Annotated in this window: 29 protein-coding genes; 21 read left to right on the top strand and 8 right to left on the bottom strand. The window is 69.8% G+C overall.

All coding sequences use genetic code 11. The features are described from left to right. Positions 1-17: 17 nt before the first annotated feature. From GUY59_RS09445 to GUY59_RS09455, 3 genes are read right to left on the bottom strand one after another with little or no spacing between them, the layout of a single operon-like run. The gene (locus tag GUY59_RS09445) at positions 18-2,288 is read right to left on the bottom strand and encodes a xanthine dehydrogenase family protein molybdopterin-binding subunit (protein WP_138200739.1); all 2,271 of its coding nucleotides are present in this window, start codon (positions 2,286-2,288) and stop codon (positions 18-20) included. Further along, positions 2,285-3,280, bottom strand: coding sequence for an FAD binding domain-containing protein (locus GUY59_RS09450; protein WP_138200740.1), 996 nt, complete (start codon positions 3,278-3,280; stop codon positions 2,285-2,287). Before GUY59_RS09450 ends, GUY59_RS09445 begins: the two co-directional genes overlap by 4 nt. Beyond that, complete coding sequence (locus tag GUY59_RS09455; protein ID WP_171055372.1) at positions 3,277-3,765, bottom strand: (2Fe-2S)-binding protein; 489 nt, start codon at positions 3,763-3,765, stop codon at positions 3,277-3,279. The genes GUY59_RS09450 and GUY59_RS09455 overlap by 4 nt, the downstream gene beginning before the upstream one ends. Positions 3,766-3,886: 121 nt before the next feature. Between GUY59_RS09455 and GUY59_RS09460 the strand changes: the two genes are divergently transcribed. From GUY59_RS09460 to GUY59_RS09480, 5 genes are all read left to right on the top strand, one after another. Beyond that, positions 3,887-4,546, top strand: a complete 660-nt coding sequence (locus GUY59_RS09460; protein ID WP_138200742.1) for a TetR/AcrR family transcriptional regulator — start codon at positions 3,887-3,889, stop codon at positions 4,544-4,546. Positions 4,547-4,699: 153 nt separating this feature from the next. Next, positions 4,700-6,310 carry a cellulase family glycosylhydrolase gene (locus GUY59_RS09465; protein WP_138200743.1) on the top strand — a complete coding sequence of 537 codons (1,611 nt, stop codon included), beginning with the start codon at positions 4,700-4,702 and terminating at the stop codon, positions 6,308-6,310. Positions 6,311-6,576: 266 nt separating this feature from the next. Next, a complete protein-coding gene (locus GUY59_RS09470) occupies positions 6,577-7,965 on the top strand; it encodes an alanine/glycine:cation symporter family protein (RefSeq protein WP_330849150.1) in 1,389 nt (462 codons plus the stop codon). A gap of 46 nt (positions 7,966-8,011) precedes the next feature. Further along, positions 8,012-8,440 (top strand): hypothetical protein, encoded by a 429-nt coding sequence (locus tag GUY59_RS09475; protein ID WP_138200745.1) that lies wholly within the window; start codon positions 8,012-8,014, stop codon positions 8,438-8,440. A 42-nt stretch (positions 8,441-8,482) separates the two neighbouring features. Beyond that, positions 8,483-9,412 carry a hypothetical protein gene (locus GUY59_RS09480; protein WP_138200746.1) on the top strand — a complete coding sequence of 310 codons (930 nt, stop codon included), beginning with the start codon at positions 8,483-8,485 and terminating at the stop codon, positions 9,410-9,412. 21 nt (positions 9,413-9,433) lie between these two features. On the opposite strand, the gene GUY59_RS09485 is transcribed toward GUY59_RS09480, so the two are convergent. Next, positions 9,434-9,745 carry a YbaB/EbfC family nucleoid-associated protein gene (locus GUY59_RS09485; RefSeq protein ID WP_132332518.1) on the bottom strand — a complete coding sequence of 104 codons (312 nt, stop codon included), beginning with the start codon at positions 9,743-9,745 and terminating at the stop codon, positions 9,434-9,436. A gap of 61 nt (positions 9,746-9,806) precedes the next feature. Between GUY59_RS09485 and GUY59_RS09490 the strand changes: the two genes are divergently transcribed. After that, entirely contained in the window at positions 9,807-10,700 is an 894-nt protein-coding gene (locus tag GUY59_RS09490) for a glutaminase (protein ID WP_252374921.1), read from the top strand. 2 nt (positions 10,701-10,702) lie between these two features. On the opposite strand, the gene GUY59_RS09495 is transcribed toward GUY59_RS09490, so the two are convergent. Then, a complete protein-coding gene (locus tag GUY59_RS09495; protein ID WP_138200748.1) occupies positions 10,703-11,650 on the bottom strand; it encodes an AfsR/SARP family transcriptional regulator in 948 nt (315 codons plus the stop codon). 230 nt (positions 11,651-11,880) lie between these two features. On the opposite strand from GUY59_RS09495, the gene GUY59_RS09500 reads away from it, so the two are divergent. From GUY59_RS09500 to GUY59_RS09545, 10 genes are all read left to right on the top strand, one after another. After that, on the top strand, positions 11,881-12,078 hold the full coding sequence (locus tag GUY59_RS09500) for a substrate-binding domain-containing protein (RefSeq protein WP_236666980.1): 198 nt from the start codon (positions 11,881-11,883) through the stop codon (positions 12,076-12,078). Between the two features lie 41 nt (positions 12,079-12,119). After that, positions 12,120-13,130 carry a LacI family DNA-binding transcriptional regulator gene (locus GUY59_RS09505; RefSeq protein WP_138200749.1) on the top strand — a complete coding sequence of 337 codons (1,011 nt, stop codon included), beginning with the start codon at positions 12,120-12,122 and terminating at the stop codon, positions 13,128-13,130. A 255-nt stretch (positions 13,131-13,385) separates the two neighbouring features. After that, complete coding sequence (locus GUY59_RS09510) at positions 13,386-14,180, top strand: alpha/beta fold hydrolase (RefSeq protein WP_138200750.1); 795 nt, start codon at positions 13,386-13,388, stop codon at positions 14,178-14,180. A 314-nt stretch (positions 14,181-14,494) separates the two neighbouring features. Then, positions 14,495-15,079, top strand: coding sequence for a hypothetical protein (locus GUY59_RS09515; RefSeq protein WP_138200751.1), 585 nt, complete (start codon positions 14,495-14,497; stop codon positions 15,077-15,079). Then, positions 15,072-16,256 carry a sensor histidine kinase gene (locus tag GUY59_RS09520; protein ID WP_138200752.1) on the top strand — a complete coding sequence of 395 codons (1,185 nt, stop codon included), beginning with the start codon at positions 15,072-15,074 and terminating at the stop codon, positions 16,254-16,256. The genes GUY59_RS09515 and GUY59_RS09520 overlap by 8 nt, the downstream gene beginning before the upstream one ends. Next, positions 16,253-16,903, top strand: a complete 651-nt coding sequence (locus GUY59_RS09525; protein ID WP_138200753.1) for a response regulator — start codon at positions 16,253-16,255, stop codon at positions 16,901-16,903. Before GUY59_RS09520 ends, GUY59_RS09525 begins: the two co-directional genes overlap by 4 nt. Before the next feature lie 29 nt (positions 16,904-16,932). Continuing rightward, a complete protein-coding gene (locus tag GUY59_RS09530; RefSeq protein WP_132339688.1) occupies positions 16,933-17,250 on the top strand; it encodes a DUF3140 domain-containing protein in 318 nt (105 codons plus the stop codon). A 3-nt stretch (positions 17,251-17,253) separates the two neighbouring features. After that, positions 17,254-17,604 (top strand): nuclear transport factor 2 family protein, encoded by a 351-nt coding sequence (locus GUY59_RS09535; protein ID WP_138200754.1) that lies wholly within the window; start codon positions 17,254-17,256, stop codon positions 17,602-17,604. A 37-nt stretch (positions 17,605-17,641) separates the two neighbouring features. Further along, on the top strand, positions 17,642-17,854 hold the full coding sequence (locus GUY59_RS09540; RefSeq protein WP_132339685.1) for a hypothetical protein: 213 nt from the start codon (positions 17,642-17,644) through the stop codon (positions 17,852-17,854). Positions 17,855-18,020: 166 nt separating this feature from the next. Next, entirely contained in the window at positions 18,021-18,959 is a 939-nt protein-coding gene (locus GUY59_RS09545; protein ID WP_138200755.1) for a beta-ketoacyl-ACP synthase III, read from the top strand. 75 nt (positions 18,960-19,034) lie between these two features. On the opposite strand, the gene GUY59_RS09550 is transcribed toward GUY59_RS09545, so the two are convergent. Further along, a complete protein-coding gene (locus GUY59_RS09550) occupies positions 19,035-19,637 on the bottom strand; it encodes a TetR family transcriptional regulator (RefSeq protein ID WP_201760664.1) in 603 nt (200 codons plus the stop codon). 66 nt (positions 19,638-19,703) lie between these two features. Between GUY59_RS09550 and GUY59_RS09555 the strand changes: the two genes are divergently transcribed. Together GUY59_RS09555 and GUY59_RS09560 are read left to right on the top strand one after the other, a co-directional pair. Further along, positions 19,704-20,966, top strand: a complete 1,263-nt coding sequence (locus GUY59_RS09555; RefSeq protein ID WP_201760665.1) for an FAD-dependent oxidoreductase — start codon at positions 19,704-19,706, stop codon at positions 20,964-20,966. Positions 20,967-21,102: 136 nt separating this feature from the next. After that, positions 21,103-21,543 carry a VOC family protein gene (locus tag GUY59_RS09560; RefSeq protein ID WP_138200757.1) on the top strand — a complete coding sequence of 147 codons (441 nt, stop codon included), beginning with the start codon at positions 21,103-21,105 and terminating at the stop codon, positions 21,541-21,543. Between the two features lie 18 nt (positions 21,544-21,561). Here the strand turns inward: GUY59_RS09560 and GUY59_RS09565 are convergent, their stop codons facing one another. Further along, entirely contained in the window at positions 21,562-21,867 is a 306-nt protein-coding gene (locus GUY59_RS09565; protein WP_161714469.1) for a hypothetical protein, read from the bottom strand. A 152-nt stretch (positions 21,868-22,019) separates the two neighbouring features. Between GUY59_RS09565 and GUY59_RS09570 the strand changes: the two genes are divergently transcribed. Next, positions 22,020-22,970 (top strand): fatty acid desaturase family protein, encoded by a 951-nt coding sequence (locus GUY59_RS09570; protein ID WP_236666981.1) that lies wholly within the window; start codon positions 22,020-22,022, stop codon positions 22,968-22,970. Positions 22,971-23,000: 30 nt separating this feature from the next. On the opposite strand, the gene GUY59_RS09575 is transcribed toward GUY59_RS09570, so the two are convergent. Next, a complete protein-coding gene (locus tag GUY59_RS09575) occupies positions 23,001-23,219 on the bottom strand; it encodes a hypothetical protein (RefSeq protein WP_138200758.1) in 219 nt (72 codons plus the stop codon). Between the two features lie 68 nt (positions 23,220-23,287). On the opposite strand from GUY59_RS09575, the gene GUY59_RS09580 reads away from it, so the two are divergent. Both GUY59_RS09580 and GUY59_RS09585 read left to right on the top strand, forming a co-directional pair. Then, positions 23,288-24,412, top strand: coding sequence for a sensor histidine kinase (locus GUY59_RS09580; protein WP_236666982.1), 1,125 nt, complete (start codon positions 23,288-23,290; stop codon positions 24,410-24,412). Continuing rightward, positions 24,409-25,077, top strand: coding sequence for a response regulator (locus GUY59_RS09585; RefSeq protein ID WP_138200759.1), 669 nt, complete (start codon positions 24,409-24,411; stop codon positions 25,075-25,077). Before GUY59_RS09580 ends, GUY59_RS09585 begins: the two co-directional genes overlap by 4 nt. Positions 25,078-25,138: the final 61 nt, after the last annotated feature.

Raw genomic sequence — 25,138 nt, forward strand, 5'->3', positions numbered from 1 at the left:
CGTGTTCGTTGCCGTGGCTACAGCAATTTGTCGAGGGTGATGGGCAGGTCGGCGACCCGCTTGCCGGTGGCGTGCCTGACGGCGTTCGCCACGGCGGCGGCGACCCCGGTGATGCCGACCTCCCCGATACCGAGCAGCCCCAGGGGCATCGTCGGGTCGGGCACGTCCAGCCACTGCACGTCGATGGGCGGGACGTCGGCGTGCACGGGGACGTGGTACTCGGCCAGGCTCGGGTTCATGATGCGGCCGGTACGCGGATCGACCTGGCTCGCCTCCGACAACGCCATGCCGATGCCCATCACGATGCCGCCGCGCAGCTGCGCCGCCGCCGTCTTCGCGTTGATCACCCGGCCGATGTCGAACACGCCCAGCCAGCGCGACACGCGCACCTCGCCGGTGTCCTGGTCGACCCGCACCTCGCAGAAGTGGGCGCCGCACGCGGCCTTCACCCAGCGCCGGCGGTCGTTCAGGGTCCGCGCCAAGAACTTCAGCATGCCCGTCCTCCCACCCGCCTCCAGGTGGTCGCGCCCCGCGCGAGCCAGGATCGCCGCGTACGTCTCGCCGTCCCCGCCGTGATGGAGACCGCCGTCGCGGGCCTCCAGGTCGTCCAGCCTTCGCCCGCGCAGCGGCGAGTCCGGCGAGCGCCGCGCCAGCGCGAGGGCCGACTCCTTGAGCTTGCGGCACGCGGCCAGCACCCCTTCGGCGCCGCTGGCCGTCTGCGCCGACCCGCCCGCTCCCGGCCCTTCTGGCAGCTCGGAGTCGCCGATCTCCACGCGTACGGCCTCCAGCGGCACGCCCAGCTCGTCCGCGGCGATCTGGGCCTGCACGGTGGCCGCGCCGACGCCGATCTCCTGCAGGGCGCAGCGCACCACGACCTCGCCGCCGGCGTCCATCCGCACGGTGACGGCGGCCGGCATCACCATCGACGGGTGGTACGCCGTGGCGACCCCCATGCCGACCAGCCAGCGACCGTCCCGCATCGAGCCGGCCCCGGGATCGCGTTCGCGCCACCCGAAGCGCTCCGCCCCCACCTCGTACGCCTCGCGCAACATGCGGTGGGAGAAGGGTTTGCCGTCCATCGGGTTGCGCGCGGGCTCGTTGCGCATGCGCAGCTCGACGGGGTCCATGCCGAGCTCGCAGGCCAGCTCGTCCATCGCCGACTCCAGGGCGAAGGAGCCGACGGAGTCGCCGGGGGCGCGCATGGACGTGTTGGCGAGCAGGTCGAGCCGGACGAGCCGCTGCCGCAGATGGATGGTGGCGGCGTCGTAGAGGTGGCGCGAAGGCGACACGACGCCCTCGGGCATGCCGCCGATCCGGCTCGTCATGGTCACGCTGGTGTGGATCAGCGCGGTCAGGTCGCCGCCGGCGTCGGCCCCCAGCGCGACCCGCTGCACGGTGGGGGTCCGGGCGCCGACCGTGCGGTGGACGGCCTCCCTGGTGAGGGCCAGCCGTACGGGGCGGGCGGTCGCGCGGGCGGCCAGTACGGCGAGCAGCGTGCCCGCCCAGACCGCGTACTTGCCGCCGAACCCGCCGCCCACGTAGGGCGACAGCACCCTGATCGCCCGCTCGGGGATGCCGAACCTCAGCGCCAGGTGCCTGCGCAGCCAGGCGATGTGCTGCGTGCTCTCGTGCACGGTCAGGTGGTCGCCGTCCCACACGGCGACCGTGGCGTGCGGCTCGATCGCGTTGTGGTGGTGCGGCGGCGTGGTGAAGCGCAGGTCCACCGACACGGGCGCGGCGGCGAGCGCGGCCGCCGCGTCGCCCTTGTCGCCGCCGGTCGGCTGGATCATGCTGCCTTTCTGCTGGACCGCGTTCGGTTCCTCGGCCGCGAAGTCGACCACGGCGGGCAGCTCCCGGTACGTCACCCGCACCAGCGTGGCCGCGTGGCGGGCTGCCTCGGGCGTCTCCGCGACCACGACCGCCACCGGCTGGCCGTTCCAGTGCACCTCGTCCGTGCCCAGATAGGAGACCGTGGTGCCGGAGGCCAGCGAGCTGAGATTCAGCAGGCTGAGCTTCGGCGCCGGCTTCATGGGCGGCGCGTTCTCGTGGGTGAGCACCTCGATCACGCCGGGCACGGCGCGCGCGGCCTCGGTGTCGAGGCTCTCGATGCGGCCCCTCGCGACCGTGGCGTGGACGAGCGCGGCATGGGCCATTCCCGGGTGGCGGTGCTCAGCGGCGTAGCGGGCCTCGCCCGTGGTCTTGGCCCGGCCGTCGACCCGGTCGACCGGGCGTCCGACGTGCTTGACGGTGGCCTGCCGCTGCTCGGTCTCGGCGTACTTCGTGGTCATGCCGTGCCCTCTCCGGTGTTCAGCTCGCGCAGCGTGGCCACGACCGTGGCGCGTGCGAGGTGGACCTTGAACGCGTTGCCCGGCCGGACGTCGGCCGCGGCCAGCTCGGCCTCGGCCGCGCGGGTGAACGACTCCTCGCCCGCCGGCCCGCCGAGCAGGATCCGCTCCGCCTCGTGCGCCCGCCAGGGCTTGGCCCCGACGCCGCCGAGCGCCAGCCGCACTGCCGTCACGGCGCCGTCCCGCACCTCCAGCGCCGCCGCCACGGAGACCAGGGCGAACGCGTACGACGCCCGGTCGCGCACCTTGCGGTAGCGGGAGCGGGCCGCGAACGGGGCGGAGGGCAGCTCAACCGCGGTGACCAGCTCGTCGGGGGCCAGCTCCGTCTCGATCTCCGGTGTGTCGCCGGGGAGCCGGTGGAAACCGGTCATGGGGATGCGCCGGGTCCCGCGCACGCTCTCCACCTCGATCACGGCGTCGAGCGCCGCGAGCGCCACGCACATGTCGGAGGGGTGCGCGGCGATGCAGCTGCCGCTGACGCCGAGGACGGCGTGCGACCGGTTGAGCCCTCCGAGCGCGTCGCAGCCGCCGCCCGGCTCGCGTTTGTTGCAGGCGGCGGCGTGGTCGTAGAAGTAGGGGCAACGGGTGCGCTGGAGCAGGTTGCCCCCGACGGTCGCCATGTTGCGGAGCTGGGCCGAGGCCCCGGCGAGCAGCGCCTGCGACAACACCGGGTAGCGGGCGCGGACCCGTTCGTCGGCCGTGAGGGTGCCGTTGCGCACCAGCGCGCCGATCCGCAGCCCGCCGCCTGGCAGCTCGTCGATCGTGTCGAGGGGCAGGCCGGTGACGTCGACGACCGTGTCGGGCCGCTCGACGCCCTCGCGCATGAGGTCGACCAGGTTGGTGCCGCCGCCGAGGAACTTCGCGCCCGGCTCGCCGGAGACCGCGCGTACGGCGCCGGCGACGTCGGCGGGCTTGACGTACGCGAACGGCTTCATCGTGCCTCCTGCGCCGCGACGTCCTTGATGGCGTCGACGATGCCGTTGTAGGCGCCGCAGCGGCACAGGTTGCCGCTCATGCGCTCCCTGATCTCGGCCTCGGTGAGCTCGCCTGGCCGTTCGGTCACGGCGCTGGGCATGCCCGCGCGGTGTTCGGCCAGCATGGCGACCGCCGAGCAGAGCTGGCCGGGCGTGCAGTAGCCGCATTGGAGGCCGTCGTGCCGGATGAACGCCGCCTGCAACGGGTGCAGTTCCTCGCCGGAGGCCAGGCCTTCGACCGTGGTGATCTCCCTGCCTTCGTACTGGACGGCGAGGGCCAGGCAGGCGTTGATGCGCACGCCGTCGGCGAGCACCGTGCACGCGCCGCAGGCGCCCTGGTCGCAGCCCTTCTTGGGGCCGGTGACGCCGAGCCGGTCCCGCAGGGCGTCGAGCAGGCTGACCCACGGCTGGACGTCGAGGGACTCGACGGCGCCGTTCACCCGCATCCGTATCTCCGTCACGCGCTTCCTTCCGTCGAAACCCGTTGTCCCGGCGACGCTAACAGAACATCGTTCCCTTAACAAGAGAACGGCGTTCTTTTAAGTGGGCGTCGTATGCTGGGCGACGATGACGCGGACTTTCCTGCGGGCCAGGCGGCCCGAGCACAAGCAGCAGCGGCGCGAGGCCATCCTCGCCGCCGCGCGCGAGCTCGCCGCCGCGTCCGGTGTGCGCAACGTCAGCCTGGGAGCGGTCGCGGAGGCGGTCGGACTGGCGAAGTCCAACGTCGTGCGCTATTTCGGCACCCGGGAGGAGATCTACCTCGTTCTGACCACCGAGGAATACCGGAGCTGGGCGGAGGCGGTCACCGGCCGCCTGCGCACCGCCCGCGACGTGGACGATGTGGTGGCGGCGCTGGCGGAGACGATCGCCGAGCGCCCGCTCTTCTGCGACCTGCTCAGCCACTCGTCGGTCAGCCTGGAGCACAACGTTTCGGTCGAGGCGGCCCGCACCTACAAGCGCGGTGTGGTGACCATGATCGACGAGCTCGGCACGCAGGTCGCCCGCGCGTCGCACCTGACGGAGAGCGAGGCCAGGGAGCTCGTCGGCGCGGCCGCCGTCACGGCCGGCCTGCTCTACCCCGCCGCCAACCCGCCGCCGGTCCTCGCCGAGGTCTACGCCCAGGAGCCCGAGCTCGCCCGGCACTGCCCCCAGTTGCTGCCCACCGTCCACCGCTTCCTCGCGGCGCTCGCCGCCGGGCTCCCCACGCTCAGGCCGCCCGCCGGCTGAAACTTTCACGTCCCGCCGCCCGCCGTCCGCGACGTCTGCCCACGTAGGGGTCGCAACACGCGCCGCGCCTCGCGCCGACCCGCTGTACACGGGGACCGAATCCGCAGACCATGCCTGTGCATAACCGGTTAACCTCAGCGGAAGGGCACCCTTATGACCAATCGGCTCGGGCTCGTGGCGGCGGCGTTCGTGTCGCTCCTCGTCTCCATGATCGTCGCCCCGGCTCCCGCGCACGCCGCGACCGGACTCCGGGTCGGCGGCACCAGGATCGTGGAGGCCAACGGGAACCCGTTCGTCATGCGCGGCGTCAGCCACGCGCACACCTGGTTCACCACCCAGACCGGTTCCTTCGCCGCCATCAAGGCGCTGCGGGCCAACACGGTCCGCGTGGTGCTGAGCGGCGGCAGATGGACCCCCAACGACGCCGCCGACGTGGCCAACGTCGTCTCGCTCTGCAGGCAGAACCGGTTAATATGCGTGCTCGAGAACCACGACACGACCGGCTACGGCGAGCAGGACGGCGCCTACACCCTCGGCCAGGCCGTCGACTACTGGAGCAGCGTCAGGAGCGCGCTCACCGGCACCGAGGACTTCATCGTCATCAACATCGGCAACGAGCCCTACGGCAACAACGACGTCTCCGCCTGGACCAGCGCGACCACCGACGCGATCACCCGGATGCGAGGCCTCGGCTTCGACCACCTGCTCATGGTCGACGCTCCCAATTGGGGCCAGGACTGGCAGTTCACCATGCGTGACAACGCGAGGACCGTGGCCGCCGCCGACCCCCGGAACAACACCGTCTTTTCCATCCACATGTACGGCGTCTTCGACACCGCCGCCGAGATCACCGCCTACCTCGACGCCTTCCGGTCGGCCGGCCTGCCGCTGGTGATCGGCGAGTTCGGGCACGACCACTCCGACGGCAACCCGGACGAGGACACGATCATGTCCGAGGCGCAGTCGCGCGGCGTCGGCTACATCGGCTGGTCGTGGAGCGGCAACGGCGGCGGCGTCGAATACCTCGACATGGTGAACGACTTCAACGCCTCCAGCCTGACCTCCTGGGGCCGGCGCGTCTTCGACGGCGCCAACGGCATCGGGCAGACCTCGCGCGAGGCGACGTACTTCGGCGGCGGCACGGGCGACGACACCACGTCGCCGACCACGCCCGGCGCCCCCTCGGCCACGAACGTGACCGCGAGCGGCGCCACCCTGAGCTGGACGGCCGCCACCGACGCCGGCGGCTCCGGCCTGGCCGGCTACAACGTCTACCGCGAGCAGGGCTCCACCGACACGCTGCTCGGCCAGAGCGCCACGAACTCGATCACGCTGACCGGGCTCAGCGCCGCCACGCGGTACCAGGTGTACGTACGCGCCCGCGACGGCGCGGGCAACCTGTCCGGCAACTCCCCCACCACCACGTTCACCACGTCTTCCGGGGGCGGCCCTGGCGGCGGCTGCGCGGCCACCGGCACGGTGCAGAGCCAGTGGGGCGGCGGCTACGTCACGCAGGTCTCCGTCACCAACGGCAGTTCCTCCGCCATCAGCGGCTGGACGGTCACCTTCACGCTGCCCAGCGGGCACACCGTCACCGGCTCATGGAACGCCACGCTGAGCGTCAGCGGGCAGACCGTCACCGCGCGCAACGCCGGTTACAACGGCGGCCTGGCAGGCGGCGGCTCCACCAGCTTCGGCTTCCAGGCGAGTCGTCCCGGCGGCGACACGGCCACGGCGGGGTCCTTCGCCTGCACCGCCTCCTGATCGCCCGGCCGCGCCCTTCATACGTCGCCGGCCGTGTCCCCGCCGCGTTTTCCGCCCGGCGGAGGCACGGCCATCGATGAGCCATTCAACAATGCAAGAATAATTGAAATTTGGCGATGTATCACTATTGTATCGGCGGTCGCTAGCATGCCGAATCCACCCCTCCATCGGGTTTCGCGTTCAATGTTGCCGGCAAACCCTCGCACACGAGAGATATCTTCATGGATGCTGCGCTCGCCGATATCACTGACGGCTTGTGGACATATTTGCTCATTCCCGTAGTCGTCCTCCTGGGGCTCTTCTTCACCATCCAGTCCAAGGGTGTGCAGTTCCGCATGTTCCCGGAGATGTTCCGGGCGGTGGCGCGGAAGTCGGCGCCGGACCGGGAGGGCGGGAAACCGGTGTCGTCCTTCGGCGCCTTCACCATCTCCGCGGCGGCCCGGGTCGGCACAGGCAACGTGGCGGGAGTGGCGGCCGCCATCACTCTGGGCGGCCCGGGCGCGGTCTTCTGGATGTGGGTGATGGCGGTCATCGGCGCCGCGTCGGCGTTCGCTGAATCGACCCTCGCGCAGCTGTACAAGGTGCGCGACAAGGGCTCCTTCCGTGGCGGTCCGGCCTACTACATGAAGTTCGGCCTCAACGCCAAGTGGATGGGCATGATCTTCGCGGCGGTCATCACGCTGACCTTCGCTCTGGCCTTCAACTCGGTGCAGGCCAACACGATCAGCGCCACCATGGTGTCGGCGTTCGGCATGCCCGCCGACTCCGCCGCGCCGTCCGTCATCATCGGGCTCGCCCTTGTCGCCCTCACCGCGCTGGTGGTCTTCGGTGGAGTGACCCGGCTGGTGTCGGTGACGACCATGCTGGTCCCCGTGATGGCCATCGTCTACCTCCTGCTCGGCGGCACCGTGGTGATCATGAATATCCAGAACATTCCCACAGTGGTCAGCGAGATCGTGAGCAGCGCGTTCGGATTCGAGGAGATGGCAGCCGGCGGCCTGGGCGCGGCCATCATGCAGGGCGTGCGGCGGGGCCTGTTCTCCAACGAGGCCGGGCTCGGCTCGGCGCCGAACGCGGGCGCCGCGGCGAGCGTGCGGCACCCGGTCAACCAGGGGCTGGTGCAGGCACTCGGGGTGTTCTTCGACACCATCCTGGTCTGTTCTCTCACCGCGTTCACCATTCTGTTCGCCAACCCCACACTGGCCGGCAACGACGAGACCGGGGCCAACCTCACCCAGTCGGCGCTGGTGTCGAACCTGGGCTCGTGGGCGGGCATCGCGCTGGCCGTGGTGATCTTCATGCTGGCGTTCAGCTCGGTGCTGGGCAACTACTACTACGGCGAGTCCAACGTGGAGTTCCTGGTCGGCCGCAAGGGTCTGCCGGTGCTCCGCGTGCTGGTGCTGATCGCGGTGTTCGTCGGGGCCGTGGGCTCCTTCGCCACGGTGTGGGCCGTGGCCGACCTGATGATGGCACTGCTGGCGCTGATCAACCTGGCCGCGCTGGCACCGCTGTCCAAGACCGCGTTCAAGCTGCTGGGCGACTATGTGGCACAGCGCAGGGCGGGCGTGGAAGATCCGGTCTTCGCCAGGGACCGGATGCCCGAACTGCGCAACGTGCAGGTCTGGGACAGCGCCGACGCGCCGGTGAAGAACTGACCTGCCCCGGCTGAAGGCCGTGTTGCCTTGCTGTACTGGAGAGAAAATGTCACACCCCGGCCGTTCATCGCGCGAGTACAGAACCTCTTACGAAAATCTGGAGGACAGCAGTGAAGGAATTCGGGAGGAAGGCAACTACCTGTTCCACGCGACAGACCATCTTCGCGAAGAGGTGTACCGGCTCGCGGAATATTTCGGAAACCCGTCCACCGACGAAGTCGCACGCGTCTTCCGCAACGGCCAGGACGGCCGGCCCGGTTTCGACGAGGTCTACCACGACCTGGACAGGGCGATGCAGGACATGCTGATGTCCTACACCGAGATTTCCGCGACGCTGAACTCGATGTCCGCCACCGTCAAGGAGGCGGACTGGATCACCAAGCTCAACGTCGGCGCCGTCCAACGGCTTGTCGAGTTCAGCGCCAGGACGAACGACTCCATCACCGTGCCGACCACCAAGGCCCGTCACCACTGACCTCGGAAGGAGGCGCGCATGTCCCTGGGGCCGTCGGCCAAGGTGACGCTCGGCCTGATGGGCGGCGTCGGTGCGGTGGCAGCGCTGAACCCCGAGACGATACTCGGGGTTCGGTACCTCGAAGGCGATCCGGAGAAAATCCGCGAAGCCGCGGACAAGCTCGGGTTGATCGCCGACTCGATCGACCGCCATCAGCAGCAGGCCCACACATGGGCCGAAAGGGTATGGACGGAGAACAACGGGCGCGACTATGCCGAATTCCATAAGTTCTGGGAGGGCAAGTTCGGTCTCGCCGTGTTCGTGACGGCGTACAAGTACCGAAGAGCGGCCGAGGCATGCCGTGCCTACGCCGACGTCATCGAGAAGACCAACTACGCGCTGAAAGTGCTCTGCGCGATCCTGATCGCGGACCTGATCTTCACCACCGGCTACCAGCTCGTCACCTGGAAGATCTTCAGGGCGATCGCGCGCAAGCAGGCGTTGTTGATCAAAAACTATGGCGAGACCTTCGCCATCAAATATCTCCTGCCCTACTTCGTCTACCCGCTCGCGGACAGCTTCGCCTACGCGGCGGGCGAGGTGGCCATCCCCTTCGCCATCAACTCGGTCGCCGGGATGGAAAAGGACCTGTCGGGCAACGACGTGTTGTCACTGGACCACAACATGAAGGAGTACGGTAGCCATTTCCTGAGCAACATGGTCTTCGACGGCGTGGCGGATGCCACGGCCTACGGTATGCAGAAGGTGCCGGGGCTGCGGATGCTCAACCAGAACATCCCGCTGCCCAACGGCTGGCAGCTGAACACCGGAACCATCATCCCCAGGATGGCCGGAACGACCATGTACGCGGTGACCAGGGACCTGACGTACCACGACAACCCGCTGCCCGGCTCCGAAACCGGTCTGACCGCGGAGGAGATGTACCAGAAACTCCTGGCCCACGGCTCGCGCGGGTTCATTCCGCGACGGTGACCGCCATCCGCCCGGTCGCGGCTACTCCAGATCGAGGTACGGCTTGGCCACCTGCATGGTCTTGCGCCCGGCATCCATCATGGCCTGCCGGGCGGCATCCATGATCGCCTCGGCCAGGTCTTCGGAGCCCATCCGCATCGCCCGTCTGTCGATCCGCAGTCCCAGCAGCTCTCCGGACGGTGCGACCCGGACCACCACCTTTCCCCCCGCGCTCGCCGCCTCGCCCTGTATCTCGTTGACCTGCCCGATGACGTCGGACAGCGGCTGGGCTTCTGCGCGAAACTCCGCCACGAGCCGGTCGAGCTCGGGGTCGAAGCTCCCACTCTCGTTCATGCGCCGAACTTACTAGAGATTGTTTGACATGGTGATAGCAGCGGTAAACGACGAGGAAGTCGTGCGGAACGTGTTGACCGCCGTCAAGCCTTTCATCGGCCAAGGCAAGGTCGCGGACTATATCCCCGACCTCGCCCGGGTGGATCCCCGCCAGTTCGGCCTCGCCTTGGCGACGGTGGACGGCGAGGTGCACACGGCCGGCGACGTGACCACTCGTTTCTCGTTGCAGAGCATCATCAAGGTGTTCGGCCTGGCACTGGTGCTGAGCAGGGACAGCGACGCCGTCTGGAAGCGGGTCCATCGCGAACCTGCGGGCACCCCGTTCAACTCGCTGGTCCAGCTGGAGATGGAACGGGGCATCCCGCGCAACCCGTTCATGAACGCCGGGGCACTGGTCATAACCGACCAGTTGCTGACGGACAGGGGCGACGCCTTCGACGCGGTACGCACATTCCTGCGCGCCGAGTCGAGCAACCCCGAGGTGCAGGCGGACACCGTCACCGCGACCTCCGAGGCCACCAACGGGTTCCGCAACGCCGCGATGGCCAACCTGATCGCCGACTTCGGCAACCTGACCAACCCGGTGGACCGGGTGCTGGACCACTACTTCCGGCAGTGCGCTCTGATGCTGAACTGTCACGAGCTGGCCCGCGCCGCACTGTTCCTGGCCCGCGACGGGATCCGGCAGGACGGCTCGCGGATCCTGTCCGCGCGGGACGCCAAGCGGATCAACGCGATCATGCTCACCTGCGGCACCTACGACGCCGCCGGGGACTTCGCCTACCGGATCGGGCTGCCGTGCAAGAGTGGCGTCGGCGGCGGCATCGTGGCCATCGTGCCCGGCCGCTACGCCCTGGCCGCATGGGGGCCGGGGCTGGACCAGAAAGGCAGCTCGGTGGCGGCGGCAGCGGCGTTGGAGGCCTTCGTGTCGCTGACCGGCTGTTCCATCTTCTGACGCTATCGCAGCCGCAGCAGGTAGCTGGCCTGACCCTCATCGTCGGTCTCGACACGTTCCACCAGCCCGGCGGCGGCCATCGCATCCACCAGTTCGTGCGCCGTCATCGGATCGGTGGGCGGGAGCCCTTTGGACCCCGGGGTCAGAGCGGAGAACCACGGGCCGTTGGCCTCCTGCAGCGCCTCGAGCACGAGGGAGCGCACCCGGGCACCGTTCAGGATGCCGGACTGCACCGTCCGCAGTTCCTCACTCGGCTCGACGCCGAGTTCCTCGCGCAACGCCTGACGGCACTCCACGTACGCGGCCAGCGCCTCCTCACGGCGGCCCCTGCCGTACAACGCGAGAATGAGCAGCATCCACGCCCGTTCCCGGAACGGATGGTCGCTCAGGAACTTCCTGGTCCGGGTGATCACCGAAGCGTACATCTGTGCGGCGAGCTCGAGCGCGGCCAGACTCTCGAGCAGTGCCAGGCGCTGCTCAGCGAGCTGCTCCAACGGCCCGGCCCACTGCGGGTGCGGCGGCACGTCCTCCAGCGGACTGCCGCGCCACAGGCCGTCCGCAAGGCGGAACAGCTTCAGGGCGATCTCCGGACGGTGCCGCTCGAGGGACGACTCCGCCTGCCGTATCAGCTCGGTGAAGGTCAGCATGTCCAGCTCGTGCGGGCTTACTCGGAGCCGGTAGCCGACCGAGTCACCGATGATCCTGTCGATGCCGCCCAGCATGGTGCGAAGGGAGCTGGCGTAGGTGCGGATGTTGGCGATCGCAGAGCGTGGTGGCCGGCCCTGCCAGAGGATTTCCACCACGGTGTCCAGCGGCGTCACCCGGTTGGGGTTGAGCAGCAAGGTGGCGAGGAACTGCTGTCGCTTTCCCGCGGCCAGCCGGACGGCCCGTCCGCCCGCCCGTACCATCAGCGGCCCGAGGATGCCGAAACGCAATCCATCATCCCACATAAGGCAAAGAGTATATAAACCTGACAATCCCCATGTTCACGTGTCAGTTCTCCACATCCGGCGCATCTCCAGGTCAGGTCGGTAGCGGCCGCCCGACCGGTTGGTGTTGAGGTAGCCGTCGCCCTCCTGCGCCTCGGCCACGGTCTCCGCCAGCGCCGGCAGCCGGCCCAGGCCATCGCGGTGGTGGGCTACGACAACTGGGAGGTGCCGTCCACGGGACCCGCCCGGCGTTGACGACCGTCGACATGAACCTGGAACTGCTCGGCCGGACGGCGCCGCAGCACCTGTTCGCGGCCATCGACGGCAGGGCCACACCAGGCGTGCACAAGAGGCCCTGCCGGCTGGTGATCAGGGACTCCACCTCCCCATCCGGAGTCGCCTGGCGGCTTAAGCGGTTCCCCTCAGGACTCGGTGCCACGGGCCGGTGACCTACAGTAGAGAGGGTTATCCGGTTCAGGAGAGGACGTCCGTGAAGCGACCGACGATCGCCGACATCGCCAGCCGGGCGGGAGTGTCCAAGGTGGCGGTCTCCTACGCGCTCAACGGGCAACCCGGGGTGTCTGAGGCGACGCGGGCCAGGATCATCGCCATAGCCGACGAGATCGGCTGGCGGCCCAACAGCGCGGCCAGGGCGCTCAACGGCGCCAGGGCCAACTGCGTCGGCCTCGCGCTCTGCCGGCCCGCCCGCATCCTGGGCGTCGAGCCGTTCTTCATGGAGCTGATCTCCGGCATCGAAGGCGTGCTCGCCGACCGCTCCTACGCGCTGCTGCTCCAGGTCGTCACCAGCCACCAGCAGGAGAGCGAGGTCTACCGGCACTGGTGGGGCGAGAGCCGCATCGACGGCGCCTTCCTCGTCGACCTGCACTATTCCGACACCCGCGTGGCCGAGCTCGAACGGCTCGGCATGCCGGTCGTGGTGATCGGCCACCCCTCCGAGTCGGGCTCGTTGTCGGCCGTCTGGTCCGACGACGGCGAGGCCGTCCGCGAGACCGTCGGCTACCTGCGGGCGCTCGGCCACCGCCGCCTCGCCCGGGTCGCCGGGCTGCCCGAGCTGGTCCACACGACCGTACGCGACCAGGCGTTCGCGCGGGCCTGCGAGGACGTGGCCGAGCACGTCATCGTGCACACCGACTACACCGGCGAGGAGGGCGCCAGGGCCACCCGGAGGCTGCTCAGCTCGCCCGACCGGCCGACGGCGATCGTCTACGACAACGACATCATGGCCGTGGCCGGGCTGTCGGTGGCGCAGGAGATGCGGGTGGAGGTGCCGGGCGACCTTTCGATCGTGGCCTGGGACGACTCGCCGCTCGCCCAGGTCGTCCGGCCACCGCTGACCGCCCTCACCCGCGACATCCCCGCCTACGGCGCGCACGCCGCCCAGCGCCTGCTGGCCCTCATCTCCGGGGAGAGCGTGCCGCCCTACCAGGACCAGGCGGCCGTCCTCACACCACGCGGCAGCACCGGCCCCTCCCGTCCCTGACGCGCGGCGAGCGCGGCGAGCGCGGCTCCGGTCCTGCGCGAACCCCGTACGCGCAGGTCCGCGGCGCGTGCCGCGGGGCCGTGGTGCGCGGCTGGCAGACCGCGTGTTCCCGCCGCGGCACGCGCCGTCCCCTCCTTCGCGGCACATCCCACTCTGACGGAGCGCGGGGCGGGGTGTCTGCGTACGTTTACGTGCAACCGAGACCCGACCGTGACCTGTATTGACAAATTTTTTTGTCGGCTCTACGTTCAACCCATGGACAAAGTACGTTCGGCTGACGGCACCCCCATCGCCTACACCCGCGTCGGCCACGGCCCCGCGGTCATCCTCGTCGACGGCGCCCTCAGTTTCCGCAAGCAGAGCATCAACGCCGCCCTGGCCACCGCGCTGGCCGGCGACTTCACGGTCTACACCTACGACAGGCGCGGGCGCGGCGAGAGCGGCGACATCCCGCCGTACACGACGGAACGCGAGATCGAGGATCTGGCCGCGCTGGTCGCCGAGACCGGCGGCCCGGTGCGGCTCTACGGCACCTCCTCAGGGGCCGCCCTCGCGCTGGCCGCCGCCGACGCGGGTGTTCCGGTCGAGAAACTGGCGCTGTACGAGCCGCCGTTCATCGTCGACGACACCCGCCCCGCCATCCCCGCCGACTACGAGCGCACGCTGGACGAGCTGGTGGCCGCCGACCGCCGCGCGGCCGCGGTGCGCTACTTCATGCGTACGGGTGTCGGGCTGCCGGCCGTGGTCGTGGCCATGATGCGGTTCATGCCGGCCTGGTCCACGCTCACGTCGGTGGCGCACACGCTGCCGTACGACGTGGCGTTCGTGGCGCCGTACGAGAAGGGCGTGCCCTACCCCGAGTCCAGCTGGGCCGCCGTCAAGACGCCGACTCTGGTCATGGACGGCGGCAAGAGCCGACCATGGATCCGCAACGCCGCCAGGGCACTGGCCGGCCTGCTGCCCGGCGCCGAGCACCGCACGCTCGACGGGCAGACCCACATCGTCAAGGCGGAGGCGCTCGCGCCCGTGCTGGCGGAGTTCTTCCGCTGACCTGCTCCGCCGTCCTTCCCTGGAGGCACGTGATGAGGTTTCGCACCACGGTCGAGCCGTTCATGCTGCCCCTCAGCGCCGAGAGCCGGCTGGGCGCCGGGGGTGTAAGCCGACGACGAGGTCGAGGTGGACCTCGAACGTCGCCGACGCCGTCGCCAATCTCGCCGACGGAGTGGCGTGAGCTCGCCGGTGGGTCGCCGGAGCGAGTGACTTGCTCTTGAGAGGGAGAGCGAGGATCGCCCGGCAAGGCGATCACAACCGGCCAGGGAAACCGCAGGCTGGGGGGTATGCGACAACCCCGAGAAGATCCCGCTATGATCGTCCGCGCCGCTTACGTCACCGCTCCGCTGCTCGTGCTGGCCTACGGAGCGATCCGCATCGTCGACGGGTTCGACGGGAGCCGGGGGCCTGGGCCGGCCTGGACGATCGGGCATATAGCGTTTCTCGCCGCCCTCGCACTGTTCATCGTTATATTTCGGGATATGTGGCGGATACTCGGCCGTACCAAGCTCGCCACCGCGCAGTTGGCCGTCGGGATCGCCGGCATCGCGTGCGCGGCCACGCAGTTCGTGATCGACATCGCGATCGGTTTCATGGCGGCCGACCACGCGGCCATGGGGCCGCTGTTCGAGCAGGTGCAGGCCGTGCCGGGGGCGCAGCCGGTCATCTACGATGTGGGGCCGTTCCTGTTCTACGTGGCCCAGCTCGCGCTCGTCGTCCACCTGGCCGCCCGCAGGCAGGTGACGTTGTGGACCCCTGCCCTGGTGACCGTCGACCTCGCGCTGCCCCTCATCGATAAGGACCTGATGTCCGTCGGCGCGTTCTTCCTGCTGGTGTCGTTCTGGCCACTGGCCAGGAGGAGCACTTCCGCCGCCCGGCACACTCTCGTCCATGCGTGAGGAAGGACGAGGCATCGTGTCCGATCCGACGCTGATCAGCGTGGCGCTGCGCAGGTTCCACGCGCTCCCCCACCTCCGGGTGGACGCCGCGCTCGCTGCGCTGATCACGATCGTGCAGCTCTGGCCGCTGATCTCGCGTGAGAGCCCGCAAGGGGGGCTGTGGCACTGGTGGGGGTACGCGGTCGCGGTCGCCGCCTCGGTCCCCCTGGTGTGGCGGCGACGCGCGCCGATCGTGGTGCTGCTGGCCAGCCTGGGCGTGAGCACGCTCTACGATCTCGCCGGCAACGTCGCCGACCAGCCCATCTGGTACGGCGCCCTCGTCGCGCTCTACACGGTCGCCGCCTACAGCCGGCTGGCGGCCAGAGTCATCGCGTTCGCAGTGACCGCGGCCGGCGGCCTGCTGACGGTCGGCTCCTGGGAGACCGCGCTGCGCGGCACGGTGCTGCTGGTCGCCGCGTACGCCATCGGCAGGGCGGCGGCCACCTCCCGCGCCCACGCGGCCGCTCTTGAGGAGCGCGCGGTCCGGCTGGAGAAGGAGCGTCAGATGGAGGCGGAGCGCGCCGCGCAACGCGAACGTGACAGGATCGCCCGCGACATGCATGACATCCTGGGCCACGCGGTCAGCCTGATGGTGGTCCAGGCCGAGGCCGGACCCGTGGTGGTGCGCAGCGATCCGGCGCGGGCGGAGGCCGCGTTCGACGCCATCGCCGAGGCGGGACGCGATGCGATGGTGCAGCTGCGCCGCATGCTCGGCGTGCTCAAGGAGGGCGAGTCCCCGCGCGCGCCGCAGCCCACCATCGGCGATCTGCCCGCGCTGGCCGAGCAGGTGGCGGAGACCGGGCTGCGGCTGACCTTCGACGTGCGGGGCGAGCCACGGGCCGTGTCGCCCGACTGCGCGGTCGCCGCCTACCGCATCACGCAGGAAGCGCTCACCAACGTCGTCAAGCACTCCGGGGCCGATCACGCCGGCATCCGGCTCACCTGGGAGGACCACGACCTGATGATCGACATCACCGACGACGGGCGAGGCGGCGGGCGCGGGCTGCCCTCCGGCGGCGACGGGCTGATCGGCATCCGCGAGCGCGCCGCCGCCTGCGGCGGCGCCGCCACCGCCGGGCCGCGCACCGACGGCCACGGCTTCGCGGTGTCCGTACGCCTGCCGCTGGCCCGCCCATGACCGTCCGCGTGGTCGTCGCCGACGACCAGGAGCTGGTCAGGGGCGGGTTCGCGATGATCCTCGACGGGCAGCCCGACATCGAGGTGGTCGCCGAGGCGGGCGACGGGGTGGAGGCGGTGACAGCGGTCCGCGAGCACGCCCCCGACGTGCTCCTGCTCGACATCCGCATGCCCAGGATGGACGGCATCGAGGCCGCCAGAATCGTCTGCGCGGAAACCGGGTGCCGGGTGCTGATGCTCACCACGTTCGACGTGGACGACTACGTCTTCGACGCGCTGCGGGCGGGGGCGAGCGGGTTCCTGCTGAAGGACGTGCGCCGCGACGACCTGGTGCACGCGGTCCGCGTGGTGGCGGCGGGCGAGTCGCTGCTCGCGCCGACCGTGACCACGCGGCTGATCTCCGAGTTCACCTCGCGGCCCGCGGCCAGAAGGGTGACGGGTTTGGACGTGCTGACCGCGAGGGAGCGGCAGACGCTCGAGCTGATCGCCCGCGGCCTGTCGAACGCCGAGATCGCCGCGGCCATGGTGGTCAGCGAGCACACGGTGAAGACGCACGTCAGCAACGTGCTGTCCAAGCTGGGGCTGCGTGACAGGGTGCAGGCGGTCATCGCGGCGTACGAGTCGGGGCTGGCCGTTCCGGGGGCGTAACGCGCGGGCCGGCGGGTAGGCGGGGCCCCATGACTGAGGGTTTCGACACCGAGATGTTGTGGGAAGAGTTCCACCGGACGGTCAACATGAACTCCGAGGAGCTGCGTTCGCATCTGCTCGCCGACGCCTCCGACGAGGAGGGTTTCCCGCCCGACCCCGATCTGGGCATCGACGAGCTGGGCCGGGGCGTGCTGCACGTCCTGAGCAAGCGCAAGGGCGACCTGACCAGTGCCGACCTCGATGTGATGCGGCGGGTCGTCGACCTCGTCGAGACGCTGGGCGACAGGACGGACGACGAGTCGCGGCGCGAGCTGATGTCCGTGGGTCACGATCCGTTGAGGGGATAGCAGATGGTCCAGCCGCGCCCGTGGATCGAGGGCTACGTACGAGCCTGGAATTCCAACGATCCCGACGACATCGCCGCGCTGTTCACCGAGAACGCCGTCTACTACGCCGAGCCGTACAGCTCGCCGTGGCAGGGGCGCGACGCGATCGTCTCGGAGTGGCTGGCGCGGCAGGACAAGCCGGGTGAGGCCACGTTCGAGTGGCATCCGGTGTGCGTGACGGACGACGCGAGCGTCATCAAAGGAGTCACGACATATCCGGATAAAACCTATAGCAACCTCTGGGTCATCCGGTTCATGCCGGACGGACGGTGCCGGGAATTCACCGAATGGTGGATGCTGCACGATGTCAAATGATGCAATGGCCCGAACCGTCTTCACCCGAGGAGATCAGTTGAAAGACAACCTCGACCTCGCCGCGAGCGCCCAGCAGCTGGCCGACGCCGCCCCGACGGGATCGATCGACCGCGCCGCCGCCTCGTCCGTGGCCATCACGCTCGCCACGACCCGCGACATCACCGACGCCAGGAAGACGCTGGACGGGCTCACCCCGGCCGAGGTGCGTACGGCGGCGCTCGACCTCTTCGACCGGTTGTCGGCGGACTAGCGGCCCGCACATCCACCATCCGAGGCCCGGGGTCGAACGGGGACACCGGCCGCGATGCCCGCTGCCCCGTCGCTCAGCCCGTCCGCTTCCGTGCACCTCGCACTGGCCGGCGGGTGGTGGGGTGGCCCTGCGGGTTCGCGGTGGGCCGGAGGCTATAGTCCGCCCCATGAATGGATCACGACTCGTCGCCACAGGTCACTACCAACCTGCAAAAATCCTGACAAATGAGGACTTGGCGACCATGGTGGATACCGACGACGAGTGGATCACCCAGCGGGTCGGGATCCGCACCAGACACGTCGCAGGCCCCGACGAGAGCGTGGCCGACCTGGCCTCCCACGCCGCCGCGAAGGCACTGGCCGGCAGCGGGCTCGGCGCGTCCGACATCGACCTCCTCCTGGTCGCCACCTGTACGCAGACCGAGCGCGCCCCCAACGTCGCCTCCCGGGTCGCCGCCGCGCTCGGCGTTCCCTCCCCCGCCCTGATGGACGTCGGCGTCTCGTGTTCGGGCTTCACGCACGCCCTGGCCGTGGCCGACCACACGATCCGCGCGGGCGCCGCGACGAACGCCCTGGTCGTGGGCGCGGACAAGATGACCGAGGTCACCGACTGGACCGACAGGACCACCTGCGTGCTGACGGGCGACGGCGCCGGCGCGGCCGTGGTCAGCGCCGCTCCCGAGGCGGAGATCGGGCCTGTCGTGTGGGGTTCGGTGCCGGAGCTCGGCAGGGCCGTACGCATCGAGGGCACGCCGACCCGCTTCTCCCAGGACGGCCAGAGCGTCTACCGCTGGGCCACCACCCAGCTCCCCGCGATCGCGCGGCAGGCGTGCGATCGCGGCGGCGTGTCCCCGGAGGAGCTGGCCGCCGTGGTCCTGCACCAGGCGAACCTGCGCATCATCGAGCCCATCGCCAAGAAGCTTGGCGCGGTGAACGCGATCATCGCCCGTGACGTGGTGGAGTCGGGCAACACCTCGGCCGCGAGCGTGCCGCTGGCCCTGTCGAAGCTGCTCGAACAGGGTGAGGTGCGGCGCGGGGCGCCGATGTTGCTGTTCGGTTTCGGAGGCAACCTGTCCTACGCAGGAATGGTCGTCCACTGTCCCTGACCTCATCCCGGCTCGAACCGCCCTGCGAGCATGTGAGGAGGGCATCGATCCACCGCCCGCGCCCGCCGCGTGATCTCACGGGACGGGCGCGGTGCGCAGATGGCCGAGCAATTTCTGGATCTCCCGCGCGTAACGCTCGGCGAACTCCGGCGAGGCCGGGTCGTCGTCCCAGACGGCGCGGATGAGCTGGGGGAAGGAGATGCCGGCCGCGGCCATGGAGAACAGCGCCACCAGGACGGCGCCGGGGTCGAGGTCGGCGGGGAACTCGCCGTCCTGCTGGCGACGGCGCAGATGTTCGAGGTCGCGGCGGACGTCGGCCACGAACGCCGGGTCTGGCGGACCGTCGTCCGTGAGCCCCTGCCAGAGCATCAGCCTGCCGTAGTCGCGGCGGGAGGAGTTGGCCCGTACGTAGTCGGCGACGAGTTCGGCGAGCTCGGACGAGGGATCCGCGAAGGTGCTCTCCTCCACGTGCCATCGTGCGTTCAGCGCCTGATAGAGACCCTCTTTGCCGCCGAAATAGTACGAGATCAACTGCTTGTTGACGCCGGCGCTGGCGGCGATCTCGCTGACCCGCGCCCCCGCGAACCCCTTCGCGGCGAACTGCTGCAGCGCCGCCTGAAGGATGCGGGCCTTCGTGCGCTCGGGGTCGCGCTGCTTGTCCTCCGGTGCTCGTCTCATGGTTCGGCAGGTTATCATCCATCCGTTTGGTTGACAGATTCAGCCAACTGGATGATTATCGCTCTCATGACACCTCACATTGCGATCATCGGTGGCGGGATCGGCGGGCTCTGCCTGGCCCAGGGGCTGCGCAAAGCCGGTCTCGACGTGACCGTTCACGAGCGGGACCGCACCCCCGCCGACCGGCTCCAGGGCTACCGCGTGCACATCGACCCGCACGGCGCCCGCGCGCTGCACGACTGCCTGCCCTCCCACCTGTGGGAGGCCTTCCTGGCCACGACAGGACGGGGCGAACAGGACTTCGGCTTCCTCACCGAGCGGCTGGACCTGCTCACGCTGCTCGAAACGCCCAGGGCCGGCGACCCCGCCGACGACCACCACTCGGTCAGCCGCATCACGCTCAGGCAGGTGCTGCTGTCCGGACTGGAGGACGTCGTACGGTTCGGGAAGACGTACGAGCGGTACGAGAGGCTGCCTGACGGGCGGATCCGGCTCTTCTTCGCCGACGGCACCAGCGAGGACGCGGACATCGTGGTCGCCGCGGACGGCGGCGCCTCGCGGGTCCGTGAGCAGCACCTGCCGCACGCCAGGCGGGTGGACACCGGGATCACCACGGTCGCGGGCAAGTTCCCGCTCACCGACGCGACCAGGAAGCTCCTGACCCCGCGGCTGGCCGACGGGCCGAACACCGTCATCCCGCCCAGGGGCATGGGCATGTTCACGGCTCCGCACGACCTGGGCGAGGCCGTGACGTACGGCGGGATCGGGGCGACGGAGCACGAGGGTGCGCTGATGGACAACACCAGCAGCTACATCCTGTGGGCGTTCGGCGCGACCGCCGCCCGCTTCCCGACGGATATTTCGGGAATGTCAGGCCGGCAGCTCAAGGGCGCCGTGGCCGGCATGATCAGCTCCTGGCACCCCGACCTGCGCAGGCTGGTCGACATGACCGACGCCGGCACCGTCACCCTGCTGCCGATCCGCACCTCGATCCCGATCGACCCGTGGCCGGCCTCCACCATCACCCTCATCGGCGACGCCATCCACAGCATGACCCCGATGCGCGGCATCGGCGCGAACACCGCCCTCCGCGACGCCCGCCTGCTCTGCGGTGAGCTCGCGCGTGCACTCACGGGCGGGGGCGACCCGGTCGCGGCCATCGCCCGCTACGAGTCGCGCATGCGCGAGTACGGCTTCGCCGCCGTACGCGACTCACTGCGCGCCTCCGAACAGTTCATCGGCGACAGCCGGGTGGCGCGCATGGGGTTCAAGACCTTCCTGCGCCTGGTCCAGCGGTTCCCCTCGCTCAAGGCCAAGGTGTTCTCCTAGCCGGCCCTGGAATGGCGGCCGACCCGCATCGGCCACCGGAACTGGGCACCCTCGTGATGTCGAGAACGTGGCGGCGGCTCCGTCCCAGGTACATCGGCGGCCACGACCGGCCGCGCGGAGGAGAAGGAGAACCACCATGACCATCAGGCGGATGGACAACATCGGCATCATGGTCGAGGACCTCGACGCCGTCATCGCGTTCTTCGTGGAACTCGGCATGGAACTGGAGGGCAAGGCCCTGGTCGAGGGGAGCTGGGCGGCGCGTTGCGTCGGACTCGACGACCAGCGGGTCGAGGTGGCGATGATGCGGACGCCGGACGGCCACGGGCGGGTCGAGCTGGCGAAATACCTCATGCCGAAGGCGGTCGGCGGGGTGCCGGAGGACGCCCCGGTGAACACGCTGGGCATTCGCCGCATCATGTTCGCGGTCGACGACATCGACGACGTCGTCGCCCGCGTGTCCGCCCGCGGCGCCCAACTCGTCGGCGAGGTGGTCCAGTACGAGGACGTCTACCGGCTCTGCTACCTCCGCGGCCCCGAGGGCATCGTCGTCGCCCTGGCAGAGGAGCTTCGCTGAACTCGGTGCCGGTCGCTGTCAGGAGCGCAGCAGGTGGAACAGCTCGACCCTGGCGTGGTGGTGGTCGAGGCCGTCCTGGTCGTGCTCGACCGGGAGCGGACGGCCTTGTGCGTGCAGGGGGTGGCGCAGCGGGTGCCGGGCGTGGAAGCCGGCCAGCCGGCGGTCGAGCTGCGGGTCGTCGAGCCCGGCGACGCCGAGGGGCGGACCGCCGTACAGGCCGGACTCCTCGCCGCCGTGCATCCGCTCGGCCGAACCCGTGACGCCCCAGGTCAGGGCCACGACTTCGCGCGCCGCGGGGGTCAGCGGGGTCGTGGCGTAGATCACCCCGCCAGCGTACTGCGGACGTCATGCTTCCGGTTTGGCGACGGATGCGCGATGGTTTAGGCAACTTGCACCGCGAGGTAAGGAGACCTGTGGTCAGTCCTGGCACGCTCGACACTCGGGGCAGCGATTTCGCCCGGCTTTCTCATCGCATCATGGACGCCGGTCTCCTCGACCGGCGTCCCGTTTACTACGCCGTCAGGATGAGCATCGCGGCCGTGATCTATCTCGGCTGCTGGGCGCTGTTCGCCTGGGTGGGCGACTCCTGGCTGCAGCTTCTCGTCGCGGCCGCGATGGCCGTGGTCTTCGCGCAGCTCGGCTTTCTCGCCCATGACCTCGGGCACCGGCAGGTCTTCAGGAAGCGGCGGCCCAGTGACGTCGCGGGGCTGCTGATCGGCAACTTCGGCATCGGGCTCGGCTGGGGGTGGTGGACCAGCAAGCACAACCGGCACCACGCCAACCCCAACCATGAGGACCACGATCCCGACGTGTCCCCCGCCGTGATCGTCTGGTCGGAGGACCAGGTGGCCAAGAGCCGCGGGATTCCCCGTTTCATCGCCAAGCGCCAGGCGTGGTGGTTCTTCCCACTGCTCACCCTGGAGGCCTGGCACCTGCACGTGGCCAGCGTCAAGGCGCTGCTCAAGCCGGGCGCCAAGCGGCGTACGACCGAGCTGAGCCTGATCGTCGTGCACTTCGCGCTCTATTTCGGCCTGGTCTTCACCGTCCTGCCGCTCGGCAAGGCGCTGGTGTTCCTCGTCGTGCACCAGGGCTTGTTCGGCATCTACCTGGGGCTCTCGTTCGCTCCCAACCACAAGGGCATGCCCGTGCTGACGAAGGAGGACAAACTCGATTTCCTTCGCAAGCAGGTGCTGACCTCGCGCAACGTCAAGGGCGGCTGGTTGACCGACGTGGCGCTCGGCCAGCTCAACTACCAGATCGAGCACCATCTGTTCCCGAACATGCCGGCGCCCAACCTGCGCAGGGCGCAGCCCATCGTGCAGGCGTACTGCGCGGAGATCGGCGTGGACTACCTGCAGACCGGACTCGTGGCGTCGTACGGGCAGGCGCTGCGGCACCTGCACGAGGTCGGGGCCTCGCTCCGATGACCGGCGGGGCGCCCGCCAGCGGGCGCCCCCTCAGTTCGCGCCCTCCTCCAGCCGCTGGCGCAGGCGGTCGCGGCGGCGTTCGAGCTCGGCGATCAGCTCGGTCTGCTCGTCCGCCTGACTGATCATGGCGGAGATCTCCACCTGGTCGGTCGCGCCCATGTCGCGGATCTGGTCGCGGATGTCCTGGTTCTCGGCGCGCAACCGGGCCAGGTCCTCTTCGACCTGCCGGAGCTCGTCCTCAATGCTCATCCACCGGCTCTACCCACAGGGACGGCGGCGATTACCCGGCCCTGACCGCGGCGTACAGAATGGGGGCCATGCGCAGGCCGTCGAAGGACACGCTCGTGTCGCTCGTCATGATCGCCGCGGTGCTGGCGGGAGTGACCCTCACCCTGCTGCTGCGCGCCTCCGGCCCGATCAACGCCCTCGACGTCGTGCTGCCGGTCATCGCCGCGGGCGGGGTGCTGCTGCGCGAGCGTTGTCCCGTCGCGGCGCTGGTCATCGTGGTCGCGGCGACGGGCGCCTACTATCCGTGGGCGACGGTCGACGGGCCGCTCATCGCGCTGCCGCTGTTCGCCCTCTACACCGCCGCCGACAAGGGACACCTCACCGCGGCCATCGTCACGGGGGCGGCGGCGCTGCTCGGCATGGGGCTCGGCGAGACGGGCGGGATCAGGCACGTGGACGACAGCGCGTTCCTGATGATCACCGGATGGGTGGTCGCGGCCATCGCGTTCGGCGGCGTCACCCGCAACCGCCGCGCCTACCTCATGGAGGTGCGGCGGCACGCGCTCGACGCCCTGCGCAGCAAGGACGAGGAGGCCAGGCGGCGCGCGGGAGAGGAACGGCTGCGCATCGCCAGAGAGCTGCACGACGTGCTCGGCCACAACATATCCATGATCAACGTGCAGGCCGCGGCGGCGCTGCACGGGCTGAGGAAACGACCCGAGGACGCCGAGACGGCGCTGCGTACGATCAAGGACACCAGCAAGGAGACGCTGCGCGAGCTGCGCACCACCCTGGGCGTGCTGCGCCAGGTCGACGAGGACGCGCCGACCGCGCCGGCCGACAGCCTGGCGCGGGTGGACGAGCTGGTCGAGGCGTCCGGGCTGAAGGTAGGCATCGAGCTGTCCGGGCCGCTCGACGCGGTGCCGACCGAGGTCGACTTGGCCGCCGCCCGCATCGTCAGGGAGGCTCTGACGAACGTATCCCGCCATTCAGGCACGAACGAGGCAACATTGAAGATCAGCAACAGGTCCGGAAATATCGAGATCTGCGTGGAGGATGAAGGGCCGGGCGCCACCTACGAGGGCGGCAGCGGCTTCGGCCTGACGGGCATGCGCGAGCGCGCGGCCCTGCTGGGCGGCATTCTGGAGGCCGGGCCACGCCCCGAAGGCGGATTCCGCGTCACCGCCCGGCTGCCGCTGAAGGGAGTGCGATGATCCGCGTACTGCTCGCCGACGACCAGACCCTGGTCCGCGCCGGGTTCCGGTCGATACTCAGCGACGAGGACGACGTCGAGGTCGTGGGCGAGGCTCCCAACGGCACCGCGGCCGTCCAGAGCGCCCGTGAACTCAGGCCCGACGTGGTCCTCATGGACATCCGCATGCCCGAGCTCGACGGCCTGGAGGCCACCCGCCGGATCGCCCGCGACCCCCGGCTCGAAGGCGTCAAGGTGATCATCCTGACCACGTTCGACCTGGACGACTACGTCTACGGCGCGCTGCGGGCCGGGGCGAGCGGCTTCCTCGTCAAGGACACCGAGCCCGCCGAGCTGATCCACGCCGTACGGGTCGTGGCGAGGGGCGACGCGCTGATCGCGCCGTCCATCACGCGGCGGCTGATCGCCGAGTTCGCCGGCCGGGTCAAGCGCCCGGAGCCGGGTCCCGAGCTCAACGCGCTCACCGAACGCGAGCGCGAGGTCATGGCGCTGGTGGCGGCCGGCTTGTCCAACGACGAGATCGCGGCCCAGCTCGTGCTCAGCCCCGCCACGGCGAAGACGCACGTCAGCCGCATCATGACCAAGCTGTCCGTACGCGACAGGGCCCAGCTCGTCATCATCGCCTACGAAGCCGGCATGATCACCCCGGGCTGGCTGACGCCCTGACCTGCGGAGGCACCCCGCACACCCCGAAACAGCGGAAGATGCCCCCCGCGGGAACAGCCCG

It is taken from the genome of Nonomuraea sp. K271 (genome assembly GCF_009908215.1).
Classification (GTDB): domain Bacteria; phylum Actinomycetota; class Actinomycetes; order Streptosporangiales; family Streptosporangiaceae; genus Nonomuraea; species Nonomuraea longispora.